General features: G+C 71.7%; 24 protein-coding genes. 3 read left to right on the plus strand and 21 right to left on the minus strand.

The annotated features are described in order from the left end of the window. The first annotated feature begins 23 nt into the window (after nt 1–23). A complete protein-coding gene (locus ACGFH9_RS14660; RefSeq protein ID WP_393218817.1) occupies nt 24–575 on the plus strand; it encodes a GNAT family N-acetyltransferase in 552 nt (183 codons plus the stop codon). Here the strand turns inward: ACGFH9_RS14660 and ACGFH9_RS14665 are convergent. Next, entirely contained in the window at nt 474–1,748 is a 1,275-nt protein-coding gene (locus ACGFH9_RS14665) for a glycosyltransferase 87 family protein (protein ID WP_393218820.1), read from the minus strand. The genes ACGFH9_RS14660 and ACGFH9_RS14665 overlap by 102 nt on opposite strands. Before the next feature lie 36 nt (nt 1,749–1,784). On the opposite strand from ACGFH9_RS14665, the gene ACGFH9_RS14670 reads away from it, so the two are divergent. After that, complete coding sequence (locus ACGFH9_RS14670) at nt 1,785–2,360, plus strand: GNAT family N-acetyltransferase (RefSeq protein ID WP_393218823.1); 576 nt, start codon at nt 1,785–1,787, stop codon at nt 2,358–2,360. Between the two features lie 37 nt (nt 2,361–2,397). Here the strand turns inward: ACGFH9_RS14670 and ACGFH9_RS14675 are convergent, their stop codons facing one another. The 4 genes from ACGFH9_RS14675 to ACGFH9_RS14690 form a co-directional block, all read right to left on the minus strand. Then, nucleotides 2,398–3,282, minus strand: a complete 885-nt coding sequence (locus ACGFH9_RS14675) for a carbohydrate ABC transporter permease (protein ID WP_393218827.1) — start codon at nt 3,280–3,282, stop codon at nt 2,398–2,400. A gap of 1 nt (nt 3,283) precedes the next feature. Next, the gene (locus tag ACGFH9_RS14680) at nt 3,284–4,402 is read right to left on the minus strand and encodes a carbohydrate ABC transporter permease (RefSeq protein WP_393218829.1); all 1,119 of its coding nucleotides are present in this window, start codon (nt 4,400–4,402) and stop codon (nt 3,284–3,286) included. Nucleotides 4,403–4,474: 72 nt separating this feature from the next. Beyond that, the gene (locus ACGFH9_RS14685) at nt 4,475–5,725 is read right to left on the minus strand and encodes an extracellular solute-binding protein (RefSeq protein ID WP_393218832.1); all 1,251 of its coding nucleotides are present in this window, start codon (nt 5,723–5,725) and stop codon (nt 4,475–4,477) included. A gap of 26 nt (nt 5,726–5,751) precedes the next feature. Beyond that, entirely contained in the window at nt 5,752–6,738 is a 987-nt protein-coding gene (locus ACGFH9_RS14690) for a LacI family DNA-binding transcriptional regulator (RefSeq protein WP_393218834.1), read from the minus strand. A gap of 145 nt (nt 6,739–6,883) precedes the next feature. On the opposite strand from ACGFH9_RS14690, the gene ACGFH9_RS14695 reads away from it, so the two are divergent. Next, nucleotides 6,884–8,986, plus strand: coding sequence for a glycogen debranching N-terminal domain-containing protein (locus tag ACGFH9_RS14695; protein ID WP_393218837.1), 2,103 nt, complete (start codon nt 6,884–6,886; stop codon nt 8,984–8,986). 124 nt (nt 8,987–9,110) lie between these two features. On the opposite strand, the gene dapB is transcribed toward ACGFH9_RS14695, so the two are convergent. The 16 genes from dapB to rimP form a co-directional block, all read right to left on the minus strand. Continuing rightward, the gene (dapB, locus tag ACGFH9_RS14700; RefSeq protein ID WP_393218839.1) at nt 9,111–9,863 is read right to left on the minus strand and encodes a 4-hydroxy-tetrahydrodipicolinate reductase; all 753 of its coding nucleotides are present in this window, start codon (nt 9,861–9,863) and stop codon (nt 9,111–9,113) included. Nucleotides 9,864–9,921: 58 nt separating this feature from the next. Further along, nucleotides 9,922–11,319 carry a M16 family metallopeptidase gene (locus tag ACGFH9_RS14705; RefSeq protein ID WP_393218841.1) on the minus strand — a complete coding sequence of 466 codons (1,398 nt, stop codon included), beginning with the start codon at nt 11,317–11,319 and terminating at the stop codon, nt 9,922–9,924. A 47-nt stretch (nt 11,320–11,366) separates the two neighbouring features. Continuing rightward, a complete protein-coding gene (locus ACGFH9_RS14710) occupies nt 11,367–13,757 on the minus strand; it encodes a polyribonucleotide nucleotidyltransferase (RefSeq protein ID WP_393218843.1) in 2,391 nt (796 codons plus the stop codon). 228 nt (nt 13,758–13,985) lie between these two features. Next, the gene (rpsO, locus tag ACGFH9_RS14715; RefSeq protein WP_007456699.1) at nt 13,986–14,255 is read right to left on the minus strand and encodes a 30S ribosomal protein S15; all 270 of its coding nucleotides are present in this window, start codon (nt 14,253–14,255) and stop codon (nt 13,986–13,988) included. 191 nt (nt 14,256–14,446) lie between these two features. Continuing rightward, nucleotides 14,447–15,376, minus strand: coding sequence for a bifunctional riboflavin kinase/FAD synthetase (locus ACGFH9_RS14720; RefSeq protein WP_355245905.1), 930 nt, complete (start codon nt 15,374–15,376; stop codon nt 14,447–14,449). A gap of 78 nt (nt 15,377–15,454) precedes the next feature. Further along, complete coding sequence (gene truB, locus ACGFH9_RS14725) at nt 15,455–16,339, minus strand: tRNA pseudouridine(55) synthase TruB (RefSeq protein ID WP_393218845.1); 885 nt, start codon at nt 16,337–16,339, stop codon at nt 15,455–15,457. Nucleotides 16,340–16,370: 31 nt separating this feature from the next. Next, a complete protein-coding gene (locus ACGFH9_RS14730) occupies nt 16,371–17,693 on the minus strand; it encodes an MATE family efflux transporter (protein ID WP_393218848.1) in 1,323 nt (440 codons plus the stop codon). Nucleotides 17,694–18,281: 588 nt separating this feature from the next. Continuing rightward, nucleotides 18,282–18,491, minus strand: coding sequence for a DUF6186 family protein (locus ACGFH9_RS14735; RefSeq protein WP_393219044.1), 210 nt, complete (start codon nt 18,489–18,491; stop codon nt 18,282–18,284). Continuing rightward, a complete protein-coding gene (locus ACGFH9_RS14740) occupies nt 18,491–18,898 on the minus strand; it encodes a hypothetical protein (RefSeq protein WP_355245897.1) in 408 nt (135 codons plus the stop codon). Before ACGFH9_RS14740 ends, ACGFH9_RS14735 begins: the two co-directional genes overlap by 1 nt. Nucleotides 18,899–19,024: 126 nt before the next feature. After that, nucleotides 19,025–20,083, minus strand: coding sequence for a bifunctional oligoribonuclease/PAP phosphatase NrnA (locus tag ACGFH9_RS14745; protein WP_393218851.1), 1,059 nt, complete (start codon nt 20,081–20,083; stop codon nt 19,025–19,027). Continuing rightward, nucleotides 20,080–20,571 carry a 30S ribosome-binding factor RbfA gene (gene rbfA, locus ACGFH9_RS14750; protein ID WP_393218854.1) on the minus strand — a complete coding sequence of 164 codons (492 nt, stop codon included), beginning with the start codon at nt 20,569–20,571 and terminating at the stop codon, nt 20,080–20,082. Before rbfA ends, ACGFH9_RS14745 begins: the two co-directional genes overlap by 4 nt. Before the next feature lie 126 nt (nt 20,572–20,697). Beyond that, nucleotides 20,698–20,994 carry a DUF503 domain-containing protein gene (locus ACGFH9_RS14755; RefSeq protein ID WP_039905658.1) on the minus strand — a complete coding sequence of 99 codons (297 nt, stop codon included), beginning with the start codon at nt 20,992–20,994 and terminating at the stop codon, nt 20,698–20,700. Between the two features lie 90 nt (nt 20,995–21,084). Continuing rightward, nucleotides 21,085–24,102 (minus strand): translation initiation factor IF-2, encoded by a 3,018-nt coding sequence (gene infB / locus ACGFH9_RS14760; protein WP_393218857.1) that lies wholly within the window; start codon nt 24,100–24,102, stop codon nt 21,085–21,087. A gap of 93 nt (nt 24,103–24,195) precedes the next feature. Further along, a complete protein-coding gene (locus ACGFH9_RS14765; RefSeq protein WP_355245884.1) occupies nt 24,196–24,528 on the minus strand; it encodes a YlxR family protein in 333 nt (110 codons plus the stop codon). Between the two features lie 16 nt (nt 24,529–24,544). Beyond that, nucleotides 24,545–25,588, minus strand: coding sequence for a transcription termination factor NusA (gene nusA, locus ACGFH9_RS14770; protein WP_393218860.1), 1,044 nt, complete (start codon nt 25,586–25,588; stop codon nt 24,545–24,547). Then, complete coding sequence (rimP, locus tag ACGFH9_RS14775) at nt 25,585–26,283, minus strand: ribosome maturation factor RimP (RefSeq protein WP_393218863.1); 699 nt, start codon at nt 26,281–26,283, stop codon at nt 25,585–25,587. Before rimP ends, nusA begins: the two co-directional genes overlap by 4 nt. Nucleotides 26,284–26,317: the final 34 nt, after the last annotated feature.

Here is a 26,317-nt window from a genome sequence, read left to right on the forward strand (position 1 = left end):
TCATCGGGGCATAGAACGGTGCAATGCTGACCATCCGCCGGGAGGAGCCGGACGACGCCGAGGCGATCGCCCGGGTGCACGTGCACGGCTGGCAGTCGGGTTACGCCGGTGTGATGCCGGACGAGGTGCTGAGGCGGCTCAACGTGTCGGCCTGGGCGCAGCGCCGCCGCGCTGTGGGCACCGCCGACCCGGAGCACCCGTTCACGACCCTGCTCGGCGAGGTGGACGGGCTCGCCGTCGGCTTCACGACGTTCGGGCCGTACCGCCGCAACCAGGACCGGGACGACCTGGACCCGAGCGTGGGCGAGCTGCTGGCGCTCTACGTCGAGCCGGCGTTCTGGGGCGACGGGACGGCCACCGCGCTGCTCGCGGCCGCCCGCGCCGGGCTCAGTGAGCGGGGCTGGACCGGCTACCGGCTGTGGGTGCTGGCCGACAACGGGCGGGCCCGCCGGTTCTACGAACGGGCCGGCCTGTCACCGGACGGTGAGCGGTCGACCTACCAGGTGCCGCTCGCCGGCGGGCGCGGGCCGGTCGGGCTCGTCGAGCTGCGGTACGCCGGACGCCTCGACGAGTGACCCGCCCGGCGTCAGCCACCGGCGGACCGGCAGGAAGGCCAACAGGGCCAGGCTGATCCAGACGTACGCGTTGCTGCCCAGGAAGCCGTCGACGCCGGTGAAGTCCTTCTCCCAGAACCAGACGGTCCGGCTGATCAGCAGGACGTACCCGATGATCGCGGCGGTCAGCAGGACGCGCCGACGGCGGCCGGCCGGCGCGGCCATCGCGTTGTCGACCAGCAGGATCAGCGCGGGCAGCAGCCAGACCAGGTGGTGCACCCAGGTGACCGGGCTGACCAGGCACATCACCGCGCCGGTCAGGGCCAGGCCGGTGGCCTCGTCGCCGGCCGCCACGGCCGAGCGGGACCGCCAGGCCCAGAGCGCCAGGGTGCCGAGCACCAGCAGCAGCCAGAGCAGGGTGCTCGGGTGCTGCGGGTCGAGGCGGGCGACCACCCCGCGCAGCGACTGGTTGGAGACGAACGCCAGCTCACCGACCCGCCCGGTGTTCCACAGCGCCTCGGTCCAGAACTCCCGGGAGGCGTCCGGGAAGAGCGCACCGGCCAGCACGGACACTCCGGCGGCCGCGCCGCTGGCGGTGAGCGCCGCCCGCCACCGCCCGGTGACGAGCAGGTAGACGATGAAGATGCCCGGGGTCAGCTTGATCGCGGTGGCCAGGCCGATGCCCACGCCGGCCCAGCGGTTGCCGGCCGGCAGCAGCCACAGCAGGTCCACCGCGACCAGGAAGAGCAGCAGGGTGTTGACCTGACCGAAGTTGATCGTCTCGCGCATCGGCTCGAACGCGGCGGCGAGGCAGAGGGCGACGGCGAGAGCGAACCAGCGGGTCCACCCGGCCCGCCGGGCGATCGGGTCGACGAACCACCAGATCAGCACCGTGGTGGTGGCCACGCTGGCGAGCACGCTCACCACGATCGCGGCCGTCCACGGCAGGTACGCCATCGGGAGCATGACCAGCGCGGCGAACGGCGGGTAGGTGAAGCCGTACTGGGTGCCGGGCTTGAGGTAGTCGTAGATCTCGCCGCCGTCGTGCACCCACCACGTCAACGCGCCGTAGTAGACCTTCAGGTCGAAGAAGCCGTGCCGTACGGCGGCGACGGCGAGGAACGCGGCGACCGCCGCGGCGAGCACCATCACCCCGACGACCTGCGCGGTCGTCCTGCTGGCACCCTGCGCCACCGTCGCCTCCCTGGCCCTTGCGTAGGCTTCCGTCCCATGGCTCTCGGGTACGTCCGCCCGGCGCGTCCCGAGGACGCCGGCGAGATCGCACGCATCCAGCTCGCGACCTGGCGGGTCGCGTACCGCCGGATCCTGCCTCGGCATGTGCTCGACAACCTGGACGAGGCGTTCCTCGCCCGGCGGTGGAGCGCCGCGGTGCTGGAGCCGCCCTCGGGCGCGCACCGGGTGCTGGTCGCCGTCGAACAGGCCGAGCAATCGTATCTGGTGGGGTTCGCCGCCTCCGGTCCGGCCGACGGCGAGGCGCTCGCGCCGGGTGAGCCGGCCGACGCGCTCGGCCCGGACGTGGCGGCGGTGACCGACCTGCTGGTCGAGCCGCGCTGGGGTCGGCGCGGGCACGGCAGCCGGCTGCTCGCCGCGACCGTCGACCTGTGGCGCGAGGACGGGATGAGTCGGGCGGTGGCCTGGGCGTTCGACGGCGACGAGGCGACCCGGAAGTTCCTCACCAGCACCGGTTGGGAGCCCGACCGCGCGGCTCGGGCGCTGGACGTCGACGACATGCTGGTGCCTCAGGTGCGCCTGCACGTGGCCGTACCGGCCGAGAAGAGCGAGTGAACCGGTGCGGCGGCCCTGAGCCGCCGCACCGGCACGGTCAGCCCTTGTCCGAACCGTCGTTGGCGTCGCGGACGAAGTAGCGCTGGAACACCACGAAGATGATCGCCACCGGGATGGTGGCGAGCAGCGCCGCGCCCAGCTTCAGCGGGTACTGCGTGCCGCTGCCCAGTGAGCCGCTGACCAGGTCGGCGAGGCCGCGCGGCAGGGTGAACAGGTCCGGGTCCTGCACCGACACGAGGCTGTGCGGGAACTCGTTCCAGGAGCCCTGGAACGACAGGATGGTCAGGGTGATCAGCGCCGGTTTCGCCATCGGCAGCACCACCGACCAGAAGGTGCGGAAGATGCTCGCCCCGTCGATGCGGGCGGCCTCCTCGACGCTCACCGGGATCGACTCGAAGAACTGCTTCATGATGAACACGCCCGCCGCGTCGGCCAGCAGCGGCACCACGAGGCCGGCGTAGCTGTTGTAGATGCCGAGCTGGTTGAGCACCAGGAACTTCGGGATGAGCAGGACCACGCCGGGGACGGCCATCACCGCGATGACCGCCGCGAACAGGCCGCCGCGCCCGCGGAACCGCAGCCGGGCCAGGGCGTACCCGGCGAGCGAGTCGAAGAACACCCGCCCGGCGGTGACCAGCACGGTCACCAGCAGCGAGTTGCCCAGCCAGAGCGGGAAGTTGGTGCCCGCGAAGATCCGCTCGAAGCCGGCGAGGGTGAGCGGGTCCGGGAACGGCGAGAGCGGGTTGGCCGCCGCGTCGGGCTCGGTCTTGAGCGAGCTGGCGATCTGGATGACGAACGGGTAGAGGAACACCAACCCGAAGAACACCAGCGTCGCGTACCCCAGAAGGCGGGTGGCCAGCGTGCGGGCGCCGCGCCGGTCGCCGCGCGCGGGCCCCGCCGGGCGGTCGGTGAGCACGGCCATCTCAGGACCTCTCCGGTACGCGCCGACGCCGCCAGCCGCGGCGCGGCCGGTCGGTGTCCCGCTCGGCCAGCGCGCGGCGCTGGACCAGCGTGAGCACGATGATGATCAGGAACAGCACGAAGGAGATCGCCGCCCCGGAGCCGTAGTCGAAGTCCCGGAAGGCGGTCCGGTACGACAGGTACGCCGGAGTGAGGGTGGTCTTGGCCGGGTCACCCTGACTCATGACGTACACCTGGTCGAAGACCTGCCAGGAGCCGATCAGGCCGAGGGTGAGCACCAGGAAGGTGGTGGGCCTGATCATCGGCAGGGTGACGTAGCGGAACCGCTGCCAGCGGGACGCGCCGTCGAGGGTGCTCGCCTCATCCAGCGTCACCGGGACGTTCTGGAGCCCGGCCAGGAACATCAGCATGAACGTGCCGGAGGTCGTCCAGACGACCAGCGTGATGATCGAGGTCATCGCCACACTCGGGCCGGCCAGCCAGTCCCACCAGCTCAGCCCGAACGGGCCGCCGTCGGTGAGCGCCGTCGGGGGCGTGTCGACGCCGACCGCGCCGAACAGCAGGTGCAGTACGCCCCGCGAGTCGGCGAACCACTCGGGTCCGTCGACCCCGACGACGCCGAGCAGCGCGTTCACCGCACCCGAGTTGGCGAACAGGAACAGGAACACCACGCTGATCGCGACCGAGCTGGTGACCGAGGGGAAGTAGAAGGCGCTGCGGAAGAAGCTCTTGCCCCTGAGCATCCGGTTGTTGACGACAAGCGCCAGCCCCAGCGCGAGCACGGTCTGCGCCGGCACGACGATCGCGACGTAGTAGATGGTGTTGCGGATGCTCGTCATGAAGTCACGGCGAGCCAACCCGTCCTCGGTGAACAACTGGGTGTAGTTGCGGCCGCCGACGAACGGGACGTCGCCGGTGAACGGGCTGCCCTGGCCGTTCCAGTCGGTGAGGCTGACCCAGAGCGCCATCAGGATCGGCAGCAGCAGGAACAGCCCCAGGATGACGATCACCGGTGCGACGAACAGCCAGCCGGCGACGTTCTCGTTGCCGCGGATGCCACCACGGCGGCGGCGGGCCGCACCGGGCGCGGTGGCCGCGGCGGTGAGTGTCTCGGTTGCCATCTTCCCTCCCTTCCTTTCCTCGGGCCGACGGTGCGAGGGGCCCCGCTCGTCGTCGGGGCCCCCACCGTCACCTCAGCTGCCGCCGAGCGCCGCCTTGGCGTTCTTGTCGAAGTTCTGCAGAACGGCCTTCGGGTCACCGTTGGCGAGGCCCTGCAGACCGGTGTCCAGGTCCTTGAGGACGCTGTCCATCTTCGGAGCGTTGACCGGGCCCTGGGCGTACGCGGCACCGTCGATGAAGACCTTGTCGCCCGGGGAGGCGGCGATGTACTGGTCGCGCACCGACTGCCGCGACGGCATGACACCGACCGCCTTGGCGAACGTCAACTGCTGCTCACCGGCGGTCATCGCCTCGACGAACTTGATCGCCTGGTCCTTGTACTTGCTCTTCGCCGCGATGCCCCAGCACTGGGTGAACGAGAGGGTGCCCTGACCACTCGGGCCGGCTGGCAGCGGCACCACCTTGTACTTCACGTTCGGGAAGTCGTTCTGCATGGCGCCCTTGATCCAGTTGCCCTCGATCGTCATCACGGCCTTGCCCTTGCCGAACGCCTCACCCGACCAGCCCGAGTCGAGCTGCTTCGGGTACTTCGCCAGACCGGAGGTGAGCAGGGTCTTGACGTACTCCAGGGCCGCCAGGTTCTTCGCGCTGTCGGCGGTCGGCTGCTTGCCGTCCTCGCTCATCAGCCAGCCACCGTTCTGCACCAGGAAGGCGCCGATCCGGTCCCGGGTGTCGCCAAGGGCCAGGGCGACCTGCCCCTTCGCCTTGATCTTCTGGGCGGTCGCCGTGAGCTGTTCCCAGGTGGTCGGTACGTCGGCGTCGGTCAGCCCGGCCTTCGCCCACAGGTCGGTGTTGATCTGCAGGGCCAGGGTGGAGAAGTCCTTGGGCGCGCAGTAGAGCTTGCCGTCGTAGCTGAACGTCATCCGCAGGCTCTCGTAGAAGTCGCCCTTGTCCGAGATCTTGTCGCCGTACGGCTCCAGCGCGCCGACGCTCGCGTAGTCGGCGAAGCGGGCCGCGTCGACGTAGAAGACGTCCGGCGGGGTGCCGCCGGCGAGGGCCTGGCCGAGCTGCTGGGTGAGGTCCTGCGCCGGGGTTACCGTCGCGGTGTTGCCGGAGCTGCTGGCCCATGTGGCGGCGGCGTCCTGCACGGCCTTGGTCTCGGCGTCGCCCGAGGAGCCGATGAGGATCTGGAGGCTCGCCGGGCCGCTGGACTGGGCGGCGTCGCCGGAGGAGTCGTCGAAGCCGCTGCCGCAGGCCGCGGAGCCGAGCAGTGCGACGGCGGCGAGGCCGGCGACCGCTGCCCGGGTGAGAGTTCTGGGTGCCATGGGTTTCTCCTGGTGAGGGGATGGGGTTACGCGGTGTGCCGCAGTGCCAGTGAGGGCGCGAGCAGCACGGGGGTGGGCGTCTGGTTGCCGTCGAGGACACCGGTGAGCAGGTCCACGCAGCGGGCGGCGGCCTCGCCGAGTGGTTGGCTGACGCTGGCCAGGCCGATCGCGGCGGCCACCGGCGTGTCGTCGAAGCCGATCACCGAGACCGGCGGGTCGAGGTCGCGGATCGCCTGGAGCGCGCCGAGGGCGAGCGAGTCGCTGGCGCACACCACGGCGGTCGGCGCCTCGGCGGCGAGCAGGTCACGCATGAGACGTTCCCCCTCGCTGACGCTGTCCTCGGTCTCCCGGTGCAGCCCCGCCGGGTCGACACCGGCGGCATGCAACGTGTCGTGCCAGCCGGCGCGCCGGTCGTCGCCGACACCGGAGCCGGCCGGCCAGCCGATGAACGCGATCCGCCGGTGCCCGGCGTCCAGCAGGTGGCGGGTGGCCGCGGCGGTGCCGGCCGCACCGTCCACGTCGACCCAGGGGTGGGCGTCGAGCGCGTCCCACGGACGACCGAACGTCACGAAGGGCACCTCCCGCTCGGCCAACCAGGCGGTACGTGGGTCGCCGTACTTGGTGCCGACCAGCACGAACGCGTCCAGCTCGTACGTGCCGAGCAGGTCGTCGTAGGTGGCGATCTCCCGCTCGTCGCCGGTGGCGGTGTAGAGCAGCACCCGGTAGCCGGCGGCGTCGGCGGTCTCGGTGAGGCCGTGCAGGAAGCGGTCGAGCACCGAGCCGTTGATGCCGTCGCGGGTCGGTTCGATCCGGGCGGCGATGAGTCGGGACCGGCCGGTGCGCATCTGCCGGGCGGCCTGATTGGCCCGGTAGCCGAGCGCGGTGATGGCGTCCTCGACCCGCTGGCGGGTCTCCTGCCGCACGATGTGGGGAGAGTTGAGCACGTTGGAGACCGTTTGGCGGCTCACTCGGGCGTGCCGGGCCACCGTCGCGATGGTTACCTTCTCGGGCACTTTATCCCTCTCGCCGTCTTGAACGATCCAATTCGGATAGTGCAGGATTAGATCGTTCAAGTTTCTGGAATGTTTCGCACTTTGCACCGCCGGGGGCGCGTTGTCAAGACGTCCGCCCCGCACCCTGAGGATCTGGAGCCGCACCGTGATCGAACGCCAGCTGCAACCCCTTCTGCACGAGTTGGTGGGGGTGGTGCTCGCCCCCACCAGCGCGCTGGGGGACGCGACCGGGCAGATCCGCCCGACCGGTGTCCAGGGCGTCTTCCACGCCGACGCGCGCGTGCTCTCCCGGGCCGAGCTGCGCGTGGACGACCAGGAACTGGAGGGGTTGACCCACGGCGAGGACGGCCCGCACGGCACCCGCTTCGTGGGCCTGGCCCGCTGGCTCGGCGACCCCACGCCCGACCCCACCGTGCGCGTCGACCGTTCCCGCCGGGCCACCCGCAACGGCCTCACCGAGGAGCTGCGGATCGTCTCCACCGCCACGGTCGGCGTACGGGCCACCGTCAGCGTCGACCTCGCCTGCGACCTGGCACCCATCGAGGTGGTCAAGTCCGGCGGCGTCGCCGCGCCACTGGAGGCGAAGACCGGCCAACCAGGCGTGCTCACCTGGACTGCCGAGGGGACCACCGTCACCGTCAGCGCCCCGGACGCCGACGTCCTCGCCACCGGCGAGCGGGCCACCGCACCCCGACTGACCTGGCCGATCGAGCTGCCTCCACGAGGCGAGACGGTGCTGCGCTGGCAGTTGACCGTCGCGGACCCGCGCGCCGTGGTGGTCGGCCCGGCCGGCGAACCGGAGTGGTCCCGGCCGGAGGTGACCGCCGACGACCGGCGGCTGGTCCGACTCCTCGACCGCAGCCTGGACGACCTGCGTGGCCTACGCCTGGCCGAGACCGGCGCACCCGGGGACGTCTTCCTCGGCGCCGGCGTGCCCTGGTTCCTCACCCTGTTCGGCCGGGACAGCCTCTGGGCCGCCCGGATGATGCTGCCGCTCGGCACCGATTTGGCCGCCGGCACCCTGCGCGTACTCGCCCGCCGCCAGGGCACCCACGTCGACCCGACCACCGGGCAGGCCCCCGGCAAGATCCTGCACGAGCTGCGGCGGCACGAGTTCGCGCTGCCCGACGACGGGCTGCGGCTGCCGCCGGCCTACTACGGCACCGTCGACGCCACCATGCTCTGGGTCAACCTGCTGCACGACGCGTGGCGTTGGGGCCTGCCGGCCGAGCAGGTCGAGCCGCTGCTGCCGCACCTTCAGGCCGCGCTGCGCTGGCTCGGCGAGCACGCCGACCCGGACGGCGACGGCCTGGTCGAGTACGTCGACACCACCGGCCACGGACTGTCCAACCAGGGCTGGAAGGACTCCGGCGACGCCGTACGCTTCCACGACGGTTCGCTGGCCACCGCCCCGATCGTGCTGGCCGAGGTGCAGGGGTACGCGCACGAGGCGGCGGTGAACGGCGCCGCACTCCTGGACGCCTTCGGTCGCCCGGACGGGGACCGCTGGCGCGAACACGCAGCCGGCCTGGCCCGCCGGTTCCGGGACAGCTTCTGGGTCGACGGCCCGTACGGCCCGCAGCCCGCGCTGGCCCTCGACCGGGACAAGCGCCCCGTCGACTCGTTGACCAGCAACATCGGGCACCTGCTCGGCACCGGCCTGCTCGACGCCGACGAGGAGGGACAGATCGCCCGCCTGCTCACCACGGACACGCTGGCCGGCGGTTTCGGACTACGGACGATGTCCACCGACGACACCGGCTTCAGCCCGCTGTCGTACCACTGCGGTTCGATCTGGACCCACGACACCGCGATCGTGCTCGCCGGCCTGGCCCGCGCCGGGCACTCCGAGGCCGCCCTCGGCCTGGCCGAGGGACTGCTCTCGGCGGCGGAGGCGTTCGACTACCGGATGCCGGAGCTGTACGGCGGCGACGACCGGACCCTGCTACGCCGCCCGGTGCCATATCCGGCGGCCTGCCGTCCGCAGGCATGGGCCGCGGCCAGTGCGGTCCTGCTCCTTCAGGCCGCGACGGGCCTCTACCCGGACGTGCCGGGCGGCACGGTCCGGCTGACCCCGCTGGCCGGCCCCGAACTCGGCGCGCTGCACGTGGACAACCTCCGGGTAGCCGGCACACCGGTGAGTGTCACCGTCAACCAAACCGGAAACGCCCAGGTGAAGGGCCTCCCCACCCCTCTAACCCCAACCGTCCCCACCCAACGCAACCCCAAAACCCCCCTCCCGAGATAACCCCACCCTCGCCCCCGCCCCCGCCCCCGCCGATCTTGCACTTTCTGCTGTCGATATGCACGGGACGCATGCTTATGTCCCCACCGAAAGTGCAAGATCGGCGGGTCGGGGGGTGGGGTGGGGGTTAGGGGAGGAGGGGGTCCAGGCCGATGGTCAGGCCGGGGCGGTTGAGCACCGCGCGGACGGCCAGCAGCACTCCGGGCATGAAGGACGCCCGGTCGTACGAGTCGTGCCGGATCGTCAACGTCTCACCGGTGCTGCCGAAGAGCACCTCCTGGTGGGCGACGAGGCCGGTGGCGCGTACGGCGTGGACGCGTACCCCGTCGATGTCGGCGCCCCGCGCGCCCGGCACCTCGTCCTTCGTCGCGTCCGGCACCGGGCCGAGGCCGGCCTCGGCGCGAGCCTGGGCGATCTGCCGGGCGGTGTGCGTGGCGGTGCCGCTCGGGGCGTCCAGCTTGCGTGGGTGGTGCTGCTCGATGATCTCGACGGACTCGAAGTGCCGGGCCGCCCGCGCGGCGAACTGCATCATCAGCACCGCGCCGATGCCGAAGTTCGGGGCGATGACCACGCCCACCTCCGGCTTGTCGGCCAGCCAGCCGCGCACCTGCTCCAGCCGCTGCTCGGTGAAGCCGGTGGTGCCCACGACCGCGTTGATGCCCTGGCCGATGGCCCACTCGAGGTTGTCCATGACCACGTCCGGCGTGGTGAAGTCGACGACCACCTGAGCGGCGGACGCGGCGTCGAGGCCGTCGCCCTGGTCGACCGCGGCGGCCAGTTCGAGATCGTCAGCCGCGTCGACGGCCTTGCAGACCTCGACGCCCATCCGACCACGGGCACCGAAAACGCCGACCCGGGTCTTCCCCTGCTCGTCAGTCACGGGGCACAACCTATCCCAATCGAGACGTGCCCTTCCGGCCGGTACAGATCCCGACGGGTCAGCCGGAGAAGTCGCCCTCGCCGAACGGGCCGACCACGGCCAGCGACATCGGCCGGCTCAGCAGCTCGGCGGCGAGGCTGTTCACGTCCGCGACGCTGACCTCGTCGACCCGGCGGAGCAGCTCGTCCACCGGCATCAGGTCGCCGTAGAGCAGCTCCCCCTTGGCCAGTCGGCTCATCCGTGAACCGGTGTCCTCGAGGCCGAGCACGAACGAGCCCTTGCTCATGCCCTTGCCCCGGGCCACCTCGGCCTCGGTCAACCCGTCGGCGGCCACCCGGGCCAGCTCGGCGCGGGTCAGGGCCAGCACCTCGTCCACCTTGCCCGGGGCGCAGCCGGCGTAGACGGCGAACAGGCCGCTGTCGGCGTACTGGCTGGCGTAGGAGTAGACCGAGTACGCCAGGCCGCGCTGCTCGCGGATCTCCTGGAAGAGGCGGCTCGACATGCCGCCGCCGAGCACGTTGTTGAGCACACCGAGGGCGAAGCGCCGGTCGTCGGTGCGGTCGATGCCGGGGCAGCCCAGCAGGACGTGCGCCTGCTCGGTCTCCTTCGGCTCCACCAGGGTGGTGGCCGGCTTGGTGCGTACCGCCGGGGTGGACGCGCGGTGTGCGGCCGGCGCGGCCGGGTCGCTGTCCAACGGCGTGCCGCGCACGGCCTGGCGGACCAGCTTGATCACCGCAGCGTGGTCGAGGTTGCCGGCGGCGGCGATGACGATCTGCGGCGCCGTGTAGCGACCCCGGTAGAAGGCCTGGATCTGCCGGCGGGTCATCGGCGTGACGGTCTCCTCGGTGCCGGAGATCAGTCGGCCCAGCGGGTGGTCGCCGTATACCGCGCGGGCGAAGAGGTCGTGTACCTCGTCACCGGGCTCGTCGTCGTGCATGGCGATCTCCTCCAGGATCACGCCACGCTCGGTCTCCACGTCGGCCGGCTCCAACAGGGAGTCGGCGACCAGGTCGCACATCACGTCGATCGCCAGCGGCAGGTCCTCGTCCAGCACCCGGGCGTAGTAGCAGGTGTATTCCTTCGTGGTGAAGGCGTTCGTCTCGCCACCGACCGCCTCGATCTGCGAGGAGATCTCCAGCGCGGTCCGCTTGTGGGTGCCCTTGAAGAGCAGGTGCTCCAGGAAGTGCGCGGCGCCGGCCTGCGGACGGGTCTCGTCCCGCGAGCCCACCGCCACCCAGATGCCGAAGGAGACGCTGCGCATCGTCGGGATCGCCTCGGTGAGCACGCGTAGGCCGCTGGGCAGCACGGTACGTCGTACCGTGCCGCCCAGCGGGTCGTCGCTCAGCGTCCGGGTGACCGCGCGGGCGGTGCCGCCGGAGCGGACCGCCGCGGTGTCCCGAGACGGTGCCACCCCCCGTCGATCCGGTGGAAACGGCGCACTGAAGGCCCGACTCACGTGGTGCTCCCGGTTCGACGAGGGGTGGGTGTTACAGGTGCTGGTGGTCAGCTGTGCCGGGTCCGGCGACGCGGGCGCTCGCCGCCCTCGCCACCACCCTCGCCGCCGCCGTTGCCGCCCTCGCCGCCGCGCTCCGGGCCACGCCCGCCGCGGTCACCGCCACGCTCGCGGTCACCCCGGTCACGCGGACCCCGGTCGCCCCGGTCCCGGCCGGACGGACGGTCGCCACCGGCGGCCTCACCGGCGGCCGGCGCCTCGGCGCCCTCCGGACGGACCTTGTCCAGGTAGATCTTGCCGCGGGCGTCGATGTCCGCGATCTCGACCTCGACCCGGTCGCCCACGTTGAGGAAGTCCTCGACGCGCTCGACCCGCTTGCCGTCGCCCACCTTGGAGATGTGCAGCAGGCCGTCACGACCCGGCAGCAGCGAGATGAACGCACCGAACGCGGCGGTCTTGACCACCGTGCCGAGGAACCGCTCGCCCTGCTTCGGCAGCGTCGGGTTGGCGATCCCGTTGATCCGGTCGACGGCCGCCTGGGCCGACGGCCCGTTGGTGGCGCCGACGTAGATCGTGCCGTCGTCCTCGATGGAGATCTCGGCGCCGGTCTCGTCCTGGATCGCGTTGATGGTCTGACCCTTCGGGCCGATCACCATGCCGATCTTGTCCACCGGGATCTTGACGGTGGTGACCCGCGGCGCGTAGTCGGACATCTCGGCCGGAGCCTCGATGGCCGCCTTCATGACGCCGAGGATGACCTGCCGGGCCTCGTTGGCCTGCTGCAACGCGGCGGCCAGCACGTCCGACGGGATGCCGTTGAGCTTGGTGTCGAGCTGCAGCGCGGTGACGAACTCCGGCGTACCGGCGACCTTGAAGTCCATGTCACCGAACGCGTCCTCGGCACCGAGGATGTCGGTCAGCGTCACGTACTGGGTCTTGCCGTCCACCTCGTCGGAGATGAGCCCCATGGCGATGCCGGCGACCGGCGCCTTCAGCGGCACACCGGCCGAGAGCAGGCCCAGCGTCGAGGCGCAGACCGAACCCATCGAGGTGGAGCCGTTCGAGCCCAGCGCCTCGGAGACCTGCCGGATGGCGTACGGGAACTCCTCGCGCGACGGCAGCACCGGGATCAGCGCACGCTCGGCGAGCGCACCGTGGCCGATCTCGCGCCGCTTCGGCGAGCCGACCCGGCCGGTCTCACCGGTCGAGTACGGCGGGAAGTTGTAGTTGTGCATGTAGCGCTTGCGGTTCTCCGGGGACAGCGTGTCCACCATCTGCTCCATGCGGAGCATGTTCAGCGTGGTGACGCCCAGAATCTGGGTCTCACCGCGCTCGAACAGCGCCGAACCGTGCACCCGGGGCAGCACGCCGACCTCGGCGGTCAGCGCGCGGATGTCACGCGGGCCCCGGCCGTCCATGCGGACCTGCTCACGCAGCACGCGGTTGCGCACCTCGGACTTGGTCAGCGACCGGAAGGCAGCGGACAGCTCCTTCTCCCGGCCCTCGAACCGAGCGCCCAACTCCTCGGCGACCCGGGCCTTGACGCGGTCCAGGGCCTCCTCGCGGTCGGCCTTGCCGGCGATGGTGATGGCCTCGGCGACCTCGCCACGGGCCAGGTCGGCGACGGCGTCGTACACGTCGTCCTGGTAGTCCAGGAAGACCGGGAACTCGGTGACCGGCTTGGCGGCGACCTCGGCCAGCTCGGCCTGCGCGCGGCACAGCTCGCGGATGGCCGGCTTGGCGGCCTCGAGGCCGCTGGCGACGACCTCCTCGGTCGGGGCGGTGGCACCGGCCGAGATCAGCGCGACGGCGTTCGGCGTGGCCTCGGCCTCGACCATCATGATCGCGACGTCGCCGTCCTCGAGCGTGCGGCCGGCCACGACCATGTCGAAGGTGGCGCGGGCCAGCTCCTCCAGGGTCGGGAAGGCGACCCACTGTCCGTCGATGTGGGCGACGCGGGTCGCACCGATCGGGCCGGAGAACGGCAGGCCGGACAGCTTGGTCGACATCGAGGCGGCGTTGATGGCCACGACGTCGTACGGGTGCTGCGGGTCGAGCGCGAGGATGGTCTCGACGACCTGGACCTCGTTGCGCAGGCCCTTGACGAACGACGGGCGCAGCGGCCGGTCGATGAGCCGGCAGGTGAGGATCGCGTCCTCGCTGGGCCGACCCTCACGGCGGAAGAACGAGCCGGGAATGCGGCCCGCGGCGTACATCCGCTCCTCGACGTCGACGGTCAGCGGGAAGAAGTCGAACTGCTCCTTCGGGTGCTTACCGGCGGTGGTGGCGGAGAGGACCACCGTCTCGCCCAGCTGGGCGATGACGGAACCGGCGGCCTGGCGAGCCAGCCGGCCGGTGGAGAAGGTGATCTCACGGGTGCCGAAGGACCCGTTGTCGATCACGGCGGTGCGGGATTCGGTGCCGAGTTTGGTCTCGGTCATGTGCTGTCGTGCTCCTTCGCGTCGTGGGCCCGCGACGTCGGGGAGCTGCTCAGCCGGCCGGTCTTCGATCGAAGCGCCCGGGTGGCCGGCTTACTGCCGGGTTCCCGGGGGCCACTACCGGAGACCGGTACGCTGACCGGCTCCCTCTCGGGTGGTCGCGCGGCCCGTGTTTCTTTTCAGGTGGGACGCCGATCGGGGGAGCGGCCGGTCGGCCACTCCCCCGTCACGTCACCGGCGCAGGCCGAGCCGCTCGATGAGCGTCCGGTAGCGGGCAATGTCCTTCTTCTGGACGTAGTTGAGCAGCCGACGGCGACGGCCGACCAGCAGCAGCAGCCCACGGCGGCTGTGGTGGTCGTGCTTGTGCACCTTCAGGTGCTCGGTCAGCTCGGCGATCCGCTTGGTGAGGACCGCGACCTGGACCTCCGGCGAACCGGTGTCGCCCTCGGCGGTCGCGTACTCCGCACGGATGCTGGCCTTGGCTTCCTGGTCGAGCGCCATGTTCTCCCTGTTTCGATGGGTTGATCAAGTAGGTGTCCGTCGTCCCGATGAGACCGGGAACGGACCGGTACCTCGCACCCGCGGCGTCGAGCAGGCACGCGAGGCCCCACGCCGGTCACCCGACGTCCCCGCAAGACTACCAGCACCCACGGGTAACACCCGGCCAAGGGCCCGCGCGGCCCCGTCGATGATCAGCTCAACGCGCGCCGGGTGCGCTCGACGTCCTCTTCGATCTGGGCGATCAGGGGCTCGATCGAGTCGTATCGGACCTGCCCACGCAGGTGCGTCACGAAGTCCAGCGCCAACCGCTCGCCGTAGAGATCACCGGAGAAGTCCAGCGCGTACGCCTCCACCCGCCGCTCCCGCCCGGAGAAGGTCGGGTTGGTGCCGACCGACACCGCGGCCATCAGCGGCTCGGGCTGGCCGCGGCGGATCATGCGGGCCGCGTACACCCCGTCGGCGGGCACCGCCGCGTACCGGTGGCAGAGCAGGTTCGCGGTGGGGAAGCCCAGCACCCGGCCGCGCTGGTCACCACGGACCACCACGCCCTCGACCCGGTGCGCCCGACCCAGCGCTCCCGCCGCCGTCCCCACGTCGCCCGCGTCGACGCAGGAGCGGATGTACGTGGAGGAGAAGACCGTTCCGTCCTCGGCGATCAGCGGGCTGCCCTCCACCCCGAAGCCGAAGGTCTGACCCAGCCGTTCCAGCAACGCCACGTCGCCGGCCGCGCGGTGCCCGAAGCGGAAGTTGTTGCCGACCACCACCAGCGCCGCGTGCAGGTTCTCGACCAGGATGTCGTGCGCGAACTGCTCGGGGGGCAGCCGGGAGAACTCGGGAGTGAACGGCACCACGCAGAGCACGTCCACGCCGAGCGCCTCGATCAACTCGGCCTTGCGGGCCGGCTCGGTGAGGATCGCCGGGTGCGAGCCCGGGCGGACCACCTCGGCCGGGTGCGGGTCGAAGGTGACCACCACCGACTGCACGCCCAGCTCCCGGGCCCGGGACACGGCATGGCCGATGGTCGCCTGGTGCCCCTTGTGCACGCCGTCGAAGACGCCGATGGTGACGACCGAGCGCCCCCATCCTCCGGGCGCCGCGTCGTACCCCCGCCACCGCTGCATGCCAATCCTCTCCTGCTGTCCCGCGCGTCGGCGGGTCGACTGCGCCGACCGGGGGGCCGGCGGACCTGCGTCCCGCCGTCAGGCCGGGGCGAGCACGATCTCCGCGCGAGCCCGGCCGTCCCGCTCGCTGACGATAGCGATGAGGCCACCGGTCGGCCCGAAGACGGCGTACGGCCCGGCGATGCCGGCCGGGTCCAACGGGCCCCCGTGGCCGAGCACCTTCGCCTCGTCGGGGGTCGCGTCGCGGCGGGGGAAGAACCGGTCGGCCGCCGCGTCCAGCGGCAGGTTGACCACCTCCGGGGCGCGCTGTTCCAGGTCGTCGAGGGTGGCCGCCTCGGCGAGGGCGAACCCACCGACCGCGGTCCGGCGTAGCGCGGTGAGATGGCCGCCGACACCGAGGGCCAGGCCCGCGTCCCGCGCGATGGCCCGGATGTACGTGCCCGAGGAGCAGGTCACGTCGACGTCCACGTCGACCACGTCGGGCTCGCTGCGGCGGATCGCCAGCACCTCCAGCCGGGAGATGGTGACCCGCCGGGCCGGCAGCTCGACGCTCTCGCCGTCGCGTACCCGCTTGTACGCCCGCTGCCCGTCGATCTTGATGGCGCTGACCGCGCTCGGCACCTGGTCGACCTCGCCGCTCAGGGCGGTCAGCGCGGCGCGGATGGCCTCGTCGGTGACGTGACCGGCCGGGGTCGTGGCGATCACGTCGCCCTCGGCGTCGTCGGTGACGGTGGCCTGGCCGAGCCGGATGGTGCCGGTGTAGCTCTTGCCCGCGCCGATCACGTAGGTCAGCAGGCGGGTCGCGCGGCCGACGCCGATCACCAGCACGCCGGTGGCCATCGGGTCGAGGGTGCCGCCGTGCCCGACGCGCCGGGTCCTGGCCAGTCGGCGGATTCGCGCCACCACGTCGTGCGACGTCATGCCGCCGGGCTTGTCGACGACGATCAGACCATCGGTGCTCACGTCGCCCAAGCCTGCCAGACGCGGGCGTCGGTCATCGGACGGCCCCGACCACCGCCCAGCCGCCGCTGCGCACCCGCAGCAGCAGTGCGACAAGTCGAACCACCACGAACAGGGTGAGCCCCGCCCAGATACCCCCGAGCCCCAGGTCGAGCACGTACGCCAGCCAGATGGCGGGCAGGAAACCGCCGAGCGCCGCCACGATGGTGAGGTTGCGCAGGTAGCGGACGTCGCCGGCCCCGATCAACACGCCGTCGAGCGCGAACACCACCCCGGCCAGCGGCAGCATGGCGACGAACCACGGCCAGGCGATCACGGCCTGCTCGCGTACCTGTGTGTCGGAACTGAACCAGGACGGCACGACGCCCGCGCCGGCGGCGATAACCACGGCGAAGGAGATGCCGCAGACGCCCCCGAGCAGTCCGATCCGCCGGGCCAGCGCCCGCGCGCCCGCCGCGTCACCGGACCCGAGCGCGGCGCCGACCAGGGACTGCGCGGCGATGGCGAGGGCGTCGAGCACCAGCGCGGTGAAGAACCACAGTTGCAGGGCGATCTGGTGGGCGCCGACGGCGGCAGCGCCGAAACGGGCGGCGACCGCCGTCGCGGAGAGGAAGCTGGCCTGGAACGCCAGGCCCCGGATCAGCAGGTCCCGGCTGAGCACGAGCTGGTCGCCGATCAGGCGCGGCCGGGGTCGCAGCGACACCCGCTCGGCGACGAGCGCCCCGGCGAAGAGCACTCCGGAGAGGGTCTGCGCGACCGCGTTGGCGACCGCCGAGCCGATCAGGCCGAGGCCGGCGGGATAGACCAGCAGCGGGCAGAGCAGCGCGGAGACCAGGTTGGGGCCGAGCACGAAGTACAACGGGCGGCGGGTGTCCTGCACGCCGCGCAGCCAGCCGTTACCGGCCGCGGCGAGCAGCAGGCCGGGAGCGCCGAGCGCCGCGATGCGCAGCCACTGAGCGGCGGCGCCGGCCACGTCGCCACCACCTCCGGCGAGGGTACGCGCCAACGCGCCCCCGCCGAGCTGCATGCCGATCGCGACCAGCAGCCCGACGCCGAGCGCCAGCCAGGACGACTGCACTCCCTCGGCCACCGCCGCCGCCCGGTCGCCAGCGCCGAAGCGACGGGCCGAGCGCCCCGTGGTGCCGTACGCGACGACTGTCCCGAGCCAGGCGGTGAGCGTCATCACCGTGCCGCCGACGGCGAGCGCGGCGAGGGGCACCCGACCGAGGTGCCCGACGACGGCGGTGTCGACGAGCACGTAGAGCGGCTCGGCGGCGAGCACCACGAGCGCCGGGAGGGCGAGACTCGCGATCCGGCGTGGTGAGGCGGATCGGTCGACGGTGGGGGTCTGGCTCATCGCCGCCGATCGTGGCACGAGCGCAGTAAGGACCGCAACCCTGCGGAACGCTTACCCCCAAGCGCCGAACCAGCAGCAGCGCCCAATCTCGTCGATCTTGCACTTTCTGTTGGCGAAATGCGACTTTGCGCTGGCTTTGGCACCACAGCAAGTGCAAGATCGGCAGACCGGGTGGGGTGTGGGGTGTTTTGGTTTGCTTGGGCCGGGGGGAGGGGGAGAGAGGGGGCGGTTACTGGCGGGTGTCCATTGACGTCTGCAGTGCGCGGCGGGCCTGCTCGCGGGCGTCGTCGGTGGTCTCGGGCTTGGGCTTGTTCGGCATGGTGGCGCTCCTTCCAGGGTGCGAGCCACCGGCGCGCGGCGGCCCTCACGGGCGGTCGTGCTGAGCGCCCCACGACGGTCCGGGGTTACCGGAGCAGCCGATCGGGCAGCTGGAGCCCGGGTCGGTCCGACCCTGGAGGGAGGCAGCGCGAGGTGTGGCACCACCGCCCACGACCTGCACCACAACGCGGTGCGGGCCGTCTCCCAAGTTATCGTTCAGGTCCATATGCTGCCCACGGTTCCCGCCATGTGGACGCTTCGCAGCCCGCTTCAACGGGCCAGGAAGTGCCAGCCCAGCCACCACCAGAAACCGAACAGACCGATCCTGCCCACCGGTACCGGCCCGACCTCGTAGCGCATGACGTACGCGCACACGTCGCCCAGCGTGGGAACCCGGGAGTCCTCCCGCCGGGCCAGCCACTCGACCAGGACGAAGAGGGCCAGCGCGGTCAGGAAACCGCCGATCGCAAGGGCCCGCATCATCGCCGCACCAACCCCCAGAATGCGGCCAACCAGGCGAACCAGGCCGCCGAGCGGGTCAGATGATCTTCCAACAGAGGGTCGGCGAGCCGCGAGAAGGTAGGAAAGTCGTCGCCCACCGCCAGCACGAACGTCGCGCCCTCGAAGACCCCGAAGATCACCACCGGGAGAGCCCACCAGGCCGCCTGAGCGCCCAGCCGGGGCGGCGCCGGACGCCGGGGCACCCGGTTGCTCAGACCGAGCCAGATCAACACCCCGCCGGTGCCGAGCGTGTAGAGATTCGCCTCGGTGGAGAACGACGCGAACCGACCGCCGACGAGGGACAGGCAGAGGAGAACCGGAACGGAGACGGCGGGCCGGTCCCAGGCTCGGGGGGCCTCCACGGTGAGGTCGTGCGGCTGCTCCATCCCGCAATTCTTCCCGGTCTCACGCAGCGTGGGAAGACCAACACTCCCCGGAGCTGACCCTGAACTTGCCGCCCCACGGGCAGCCCCGATCGACACCGCCACCCGAGCGGGACGGGCCGCGCACGGTCAGGCGACGCCAGCGATCAGCGCCGCGCCCAGCTCGCCGCGGATCGCGTCCACGACCTGCTCGGCGCTCCCCCGGCCGGTGAACCCGGCCGCGAACGTGTGGCCACCGCCACCCAACGCGACCGCCACACGGCTGACGTTCACCGCGCCCTTGCTGCGCATCGACACCGCCCACTCATCGGGTGCGGTCTGCTTCAACACGCAGCTCACGTCCGCCTCGGCGGTGCACCGCACCGAGTCGATGAGCGCCTCCAACACGTACGGCCGCTGGTCGTGGCGGGCCAGGTCGTCGAGAGTGGCGAAGGTCCAGACCAGCCCTCGACCGGCCGCGGCGGCCGGCTCCAGACGGGCGCGGCCGAGCACCTCTCCGAAGAGGCGGACCGCGCCGAAGGGCCTGGTGTCGAAGACCCGCCGGGAGATGTCACCGGGCGAGATGCCGGTGGCGAGCAGCCGGGCCGCCAACTGGTGTACGGCCGGAGTGGTCGCCTCGAATCGGAACGAGCCGGTGTCCGTGGTCAGCGCCACGTACAGGCACTCGGCGATGGCCCGATCCACAGTCACGCCCAGCCGCGCCAACAGCCGATCGGCGACCACCGACGTGGCCGCGGCCTTCGGGTCGACCAGGTTGACCGTGCCGAAGCCCGAATTCGAGGCGTGGTGGTCGAGCACCAAGGCGGCACCGGCCGTCGACAGGCGGTCGGCCAGCTCGCCGAGGCGCGACTCGCTCGCCGCGTCGAAGCAGATCACCAGATCCGGTGCCGGATCGGCGGCGGCAGCCGGGATCAGCAGCTCCGACCCGGGCAGACCTCGGAACGGTTCGGGGACCTCCGGCGGCCCGGGAAAGGTCGCCTGCAACCGGTGCACGCCGAGCTGACGCAGACCCAGACCGAAGCCGAGCATGCTGCCCAGCGCGTCACCGTCCGGGTTGACGTGACAGATCAACAACACCCGGCCGGCCGACGGAAGGGCGCGGATCAGCGCCTCGGCCGCCGCCCAGTCCGCCTCGGCCGGGCCGACGTCGACCGTCGCGGCGAGTTGGGCACCGGCGGCACCCGTCACCGCGCTGCCCCACCCCGGGGGGTGTCCGTGACGTCGGCGGCACCGTCGGCCTCATCCGTCTCGTCGGTCTCGTCGTCGACCCGGTACGGCTGCGCCTCGCCCGCGTACTCCGCCCGGGCGGCGAGCCGCTGCACCTCCGCGTCGGCGTTGCGGGCGGCGGCGAGCAGGTCGTCAATGTGCTTGACCTGGTCCTGCACGTCGTCGAGGACGAACGTCAGCGTCGGCGAGTGCCGCAGCCCGAGCGCCTTACCGACCGTGCTGCGCAGCAGCCCCTTGGCGCTCTCCAGGGCGGCTGCGGTGTCCGCCTGGGCCACCGCGTCACCCAGCACCGTGTAGAAGACCGTCGCGTCGCGCAGGTCAGCGGTGATCCGGGCGTCGGTAATGGTGATCATGCCCAGGCGCGGGTCCTTGATCTGGCTCCGCACCACCGAAGCGACCAGCTCACGCACCCGTTCCGCGTGCCGGCGTACCTTGGCCGGATCAGACATCTCGCCACCTCCACGGCGTCCCGCTCCCGGCCGGCCCGGCGACCCGCGGGCCGCCGGCCGACCGGCCAACATCTCGAACACTACCTTCGTGGCGGCACCGGTCGCCGGGCACCGCCGGCCCGTGGGTCAGTCGTCGTCCACGCCGTACAACCGGCGTCGAACCGACAGCAACTCGACCTCGGGGCGCGCGGCCACCAGGTGCTCACACGAGTCGAGCACCTCGCGGACGTGCGCCGCCTCTGCGGCGACCACGGCCACCGCTATCTCCGCTCGACCGTGCAGGTCGAGCGCACCCACCTCGGCGGCCGAGACCTCGAAGCGGCGCAGCGCCGCCACGATCGGCCGTACATATGATCTCTTGGCTTTGAGCGACCGGGAGTCGCCCGGCAGCAGCAGGTCGAAGACCGCGGTTCCGGTGAACATCGCCTGGGACGATACCGCCAACCCGCCCCGCATGATCAAGGGGTTTACGCCGGACGGCGTAAACCCCTTGATCAGCGTGTCACTGCCGGATCAGGCGCGAACCTTCTCCCGCATCTCGAAGGTCTCGATGACGTCGCCGACCTGGACGTTGTTGTAACCACCCAGGGTCAGACCGCACTCGAAGCCCTCGCGGACCTCGGTGGCGTCGTCCTTGAACCGCTTGAGCGAGGTGATCGTGAGGTTGTCCGCCACGACCGTCCCGTCCCGAAGCAGTCGAGCCTTCGCGTTGCGTCGGATGATGCCCGACCGGACGATGCAACCGGAGATGTTGCCGATCTTGGACGAGCGGAACACGTCGCGGATCTCCGCGGAGCCCAGCTCGGCCTCCTCGTACTCCGGCTTGAGCAGGCCCTTGAGCGCTGCCTCGATCTCCTCGATGGCCTGGTAGATGACCGTGTAGTACCGGATCTCCACGCCCTCGCGGTCGGCCATCTCGCGGACCTTGTTCGAGGCCCGCACGTTGAAGCCGATGATCGTGACCGGCTCGGACGACGCACTGGCGAGCATGACGTTGCTCTCCGTGATCGCACCGACGCCCCGGTCGAGGACCTTGAGCTGGACCTCCTCGGGGATGTCGAGGTTGAACAGCGCGTCCTCGAGGGCCTCCACCGAACCGGAGACATCGCCCTTGAGGATGAGGTTGAGCGAGGTCTTCTCGCCCTCCTTGAGCTGCTCCATGAGCGTCTCAAGAGTGGCCCGGCCACGGGAGTTGGCGAAGGACGCCGCCCGCCGCCGTGCCTGCCGCTGCTCGGCGATCTGCCGCACCGTACGGTCGTCCGCCGCGGCGAGGAACGTGTCACCCGCACCGGGCGGCGCGGTCAGACCCAGAACCATGACCGGACGCGCCGGACCAGCCTCGGAGAGCTGGTTGCCGTTCTCGTCGAGCATGGCCCGGACCCGGCCGTGCGCCCCACCGGCGACGATCGAGTCGCCCGCCCGCAGGGTGCCCTTCTGCACCAGCACCGTCGCCACCGCACCGCGGCCCTTGTCCAGGTGCGCCTCGATGGCCACACCCTGCGCCGGCCCGTCGATCGGAGCGGTCAGCTCCAGCGACGCGTCGGCGGTCAGCAGGACGGCCTCGAGCAGTTCCTCGATGCCGATGCCCGGCTTGGCGGCCACGTTGACGAACATGGTGTCGCCGCCGTACTCCTCGGCGACCAGTCCGTACTCGGTCAGCTGCTGGCGGACCTTGTCCGGGTTGGCGTCCGGCTTGTCGACCTTGTTGACCGCGACCACGATCGGCACGTCGGCCGCCTTGGCGTGGTTCAACGCCTCGATGGTCTGCGGCATCACGCCGTCGTCGGCCGCGACGACCAGGATCACGATGTCCGTGACCTGGGCACCACGGGCACGCATGGCGGTGAACGCCTCGTGACCCGGGGTGTCGATGAACGTGACCGCCCGGTCCTCGCCCTCGTGCGGGACGTGGACCTGGTAGGCACCGATGTGCTGGGTGATGCCACCCGCCTCGCCGGCCACGACGTTCGCCTTGCGGATGGCGTCGAGCAGCTTGGTCTTACCGTGGTCGACGTGACCCATGACGGTCACCACCGGCGCACGGCTGACCAGACGCTCCTCGGCCACCTCCGCGTCGAGGTCGATGTTGAACTGCGCGAGCAGCTCGCGGTCCTCGTCCTCCGGGCTGACGATCTGGATGTCGAAGCCCAGGTGCTCACCCAGCAGGTGCAGGGTGTCGTCAGAACAGGACTGGGTCGCGGTGACCATCTCGCCCAGGTTGAACATCTCCTGGACCAGCGAACCCGGGTTGGCGTTGATCTTGTCGGCGAAGTCCGACAGCGAGGCGCCACGGGAGAGCCGGACGACCTGACCCTGACCCCGGGGAGCACCCGAGCTCATGGTCGGAGCCGACAGGTTGTCGAACTCCTGTCTGCGCTGCTTCTTGGACTTGCGACCGCGCGTCGGACGACCACCCGGACGCCCGAAGGCACCCGCGGCGCCGCCGCCACGGCCACGACCGCCCGCACCCGGACGACCGCCGCCACCGGCCGGACCACCCGGACGGAAACCGCCACCGGGAGCACCGCCACCGCCGCCGGGACCGCCACGGTAGCCACCGCCACCGCCGGCACCCGCGCCGCCACCGGGGCCGCCGCGGTAACCACCGCCGCCGCCACCGCCACCGCCGGGACCGCCACGGAACCCGCCGCCACCGCCACCGGGACGGCCCGCGCCGCCACCGGGGCGACCCGCGCCACCGGGGCCGGGACGACCGGCGGCCGGACGCTGACTCGGCATGGACGCCGGGCTGGGCCGCGGCGGCATGGAGTTCGGGCTCGGCCGCGGCGGCATACCCGCCGGGCTGTTCGGCCGGGGGCCACCCGCACCGGCGGCCGGCGGCCGCTGCTGCTGCTGGCCGCCCTGGATGCCGAACGGGTTGTTGCCGGCACCGCGCGCCGGCGGACGACCGCCGGGGCGGGCACCCGGACCGGGAGCCGGCGTGTTCGGACGAGCTGCCGGTGAACCGGGACGGGGCGGCATCGCCGCGGGACCCGGCCGAGGACCGGGCCGGTTGCCGTCGGCCGGAGGCTCCCGGCGGACGGGGTTGTCACGCTGCTGCTGGCGGGCGGCCTGCGCGGCCTTGACCGCGGCCTCCTGCTCAGCCTTCAGCGCGGCGGCACGCGCCTCCGCGGCCGCCACCTCGATGTCGTGGGCACTCGCCGGCTTGGCGACCGGGGCCGCCGACTGCGGCGCACCGGGCACCGGACCCTTGGGCTTCGGACCGGGTACCGGCGCGGCCGGCCGCCGAGGCGGCATCGGCTTGGCCGAGACCCGGGGCGCGCCCGGGGTCGGAGACGGCGTCGGGGTCGGCGTCGAAGCCGGCGTCGGCGCGGGCGCCGACGGGGCTGCCGGCGCCGAAGCACCGGCGGACGCGACGAATGCGTTCCTCAGCCGTCGGGCGACGGGCGCCTCGACCGTGCTGGACGCGGACTTGACGAACTCGCCCATCTCCTTGAGCTTGGCGAGAACGGTCTTACTCTCGACCCCGAGCTCTTTTGCAAGCTCGTGTACGCGGGCCTTGCCTGCCACTGCACTCCTCACTCCGAGGTCGTGCGGGCAGCACCCGCAGCGACCTCACTCGTGCACTTGAAGCCTGGTCATTTCAGGGACTTCATCGTGTGCTCATGTCGGTCGTCCTACCCTGCTAGCGACCCTCGCCCGGTCGGGCTGACCGGACGTAGTGGTTGGCGCATCGACGTGCTCTGCCAGCACACCGTGGTCGAGGACCTCGGTGATGCGCAGCGCTCGCCCGAAGGCGCGGCGCCGCACCGCCAGCGCGAAGCAGGCCGGATCCGGGTGCATGTTCGCTCCCCGACCCGGCAGCCTGCGGCGCGGATCAGGCCGGAGGCTGTGACCAGCCTCGTTTCCGATCGCGACGACCCGCAGCAATTCGCTGGCCGGCGCACGTTGCCGACAACCCACACAGGTGCGCTCCGGCTGAGTGCGTCGTACCACTGGAAGAAGTCTACCCCTAGCTGCCCGAGATCGCGCCGCCCGGCTCCCGTACCTGATCCACGGCCCCGCGCGCGGCCGGAGCTGTCTGCTCCGCATCGGACCGAATATCGATCCGCCAACCGGTCAAGCGGGCAGCAAGGCGGGCATTCTGCCCCTCACGGCCGATGGCGAGCGAAAGCTGGAAGTCCGGAACGGTCACCCGGGCAGCCCGTCCGGCCAGGTCCACGACCTCGACCCGCAGCGCCCTGGCCGGGGACAACGCGTTCCCGACGAAGGTGGCGGGGTCGTCCGACCAGTCGATGATGTCGATCTTCTCACCGTGTAGCTCGCTCATCACGGCACGCACCCGCTGACCCATCGGGCCGATACAGGCGCCCTTGGCGTTCACACCGGGCGTGGTGGAACGGACGGCGATCTTCGTACGGTGACCTGCCTCACGGGCGATCGCGCCGATCTCGACGGTGCCGTCGGCGATCTCCGGGACCTCCAGCGCGAACAGCTTCTTGACCAGCGCCGGGTGCGACCGGGACAGGGTGATCTGCGGCCCGCGCATGCCCTTGGCCACGTGCACCACGACGCAGCGGACCCGCTCGCCGTGCGCGTACCGCTCGCCGGGCACCTGCTCGGACTGCGGCAGCACACCCTCGAGCTTGCCCAGGTCGACGCTGACGATGCCCTTCTCGATACGGGTCTCGTGCGCCTGCACCACGCCGGTGACCAGGTCACCCTCGCGGCCCACGTACTCGCCGAAGTGCACCTCGTCGGTGGCCTCCCGCAGGCGCTGGAGGATCACCTGCTTGGCGGTCATGGCGGCGATCCGACCGAAGTCGTGCGGGGTGTCGTCCCACTCCCGCACCAGCGAGCCGTCGTCGTCCATCTCCTGCGCGTACACAAGGGCCGCGCCGGACTTACGGTCGATCTCCACCCGGGCGTGCGGCTCTGCGCCGTCGGTGTGCCGGTAGGCGGTCAGCAACGCGGTCTCGATCGCCGCGAGGATCGTGTCGAACGGGATCTCCCGCTCGCGCTCGAGTGCGCGCAGCGCCGCGAGGTCGATGTTCACCTCTCCTCGTCCTCCACATCATCATCGTCGTCGATATCGTCTGCATCGTCGTACTCGTCGGTCTCGTCCGCGTCGTCGAGCTCGTCCGGCTCGCCCAGCTCGGCGAGGCGGGTGAACTCGACCTGTACCCGTCCCGGGCCCAGCTGGTCGTACGCCCACCGGGCCTCGCCGCCGTCGGTCTCCAGCCGCACGCCCTCGTCGTCGGCCCCGACCACCCGGCCGGTCAGCTGGCGGTCCCCGGAGGGCTGCTCGCCGCGCTGGCCGCGCAGCGCGGCCGCGCCCCGGACGGTGACCTTGACCAGTCGGCCCACGTTGCGCCGCCAGTGCCGGGGCAGGGTGAGCGGCCGGTCCACGCCGGGCGAGCTGACCTCGAGCTGGTATTCCCCGGCCACGATGTCGCCGTCGGCCTCCTCGGCCGCGTCCAGCGCCTTGGAGACCGCGCGGGAGACGTCCGCGACGGCGTCCAGGTCGATCCCACCGTCCGCGTCCACGAGCACCCGCACCACGTGTCGGCGACCCGCCCGGGAGACCGACAGGTCCTCCAGGTCGTAGCCCACGCCGTTGACCACCGGCTCGATCACGGCCCGCAACCGGGTACGCCGGGCCGCGAGATCACCGCCGCCACGTGGACCGCGGGGGCCAGCCTCGTCGCGGGGTCGACCCGTCGACCTGGTGGCACGGCCACGCTGCGTCATCTGCGCACCCTTTCCCTGGTCGATGAGGGACGGT

The sequence above is a fragment of the Micromonospora sp. NPDC049102 genome, assembly GCF_043197485.1.
Lineage (GTDB): Bacteria > Actinomycetota > Actinomycetes > Mycobacteriales > Micromonosporaceae > Micromonospora.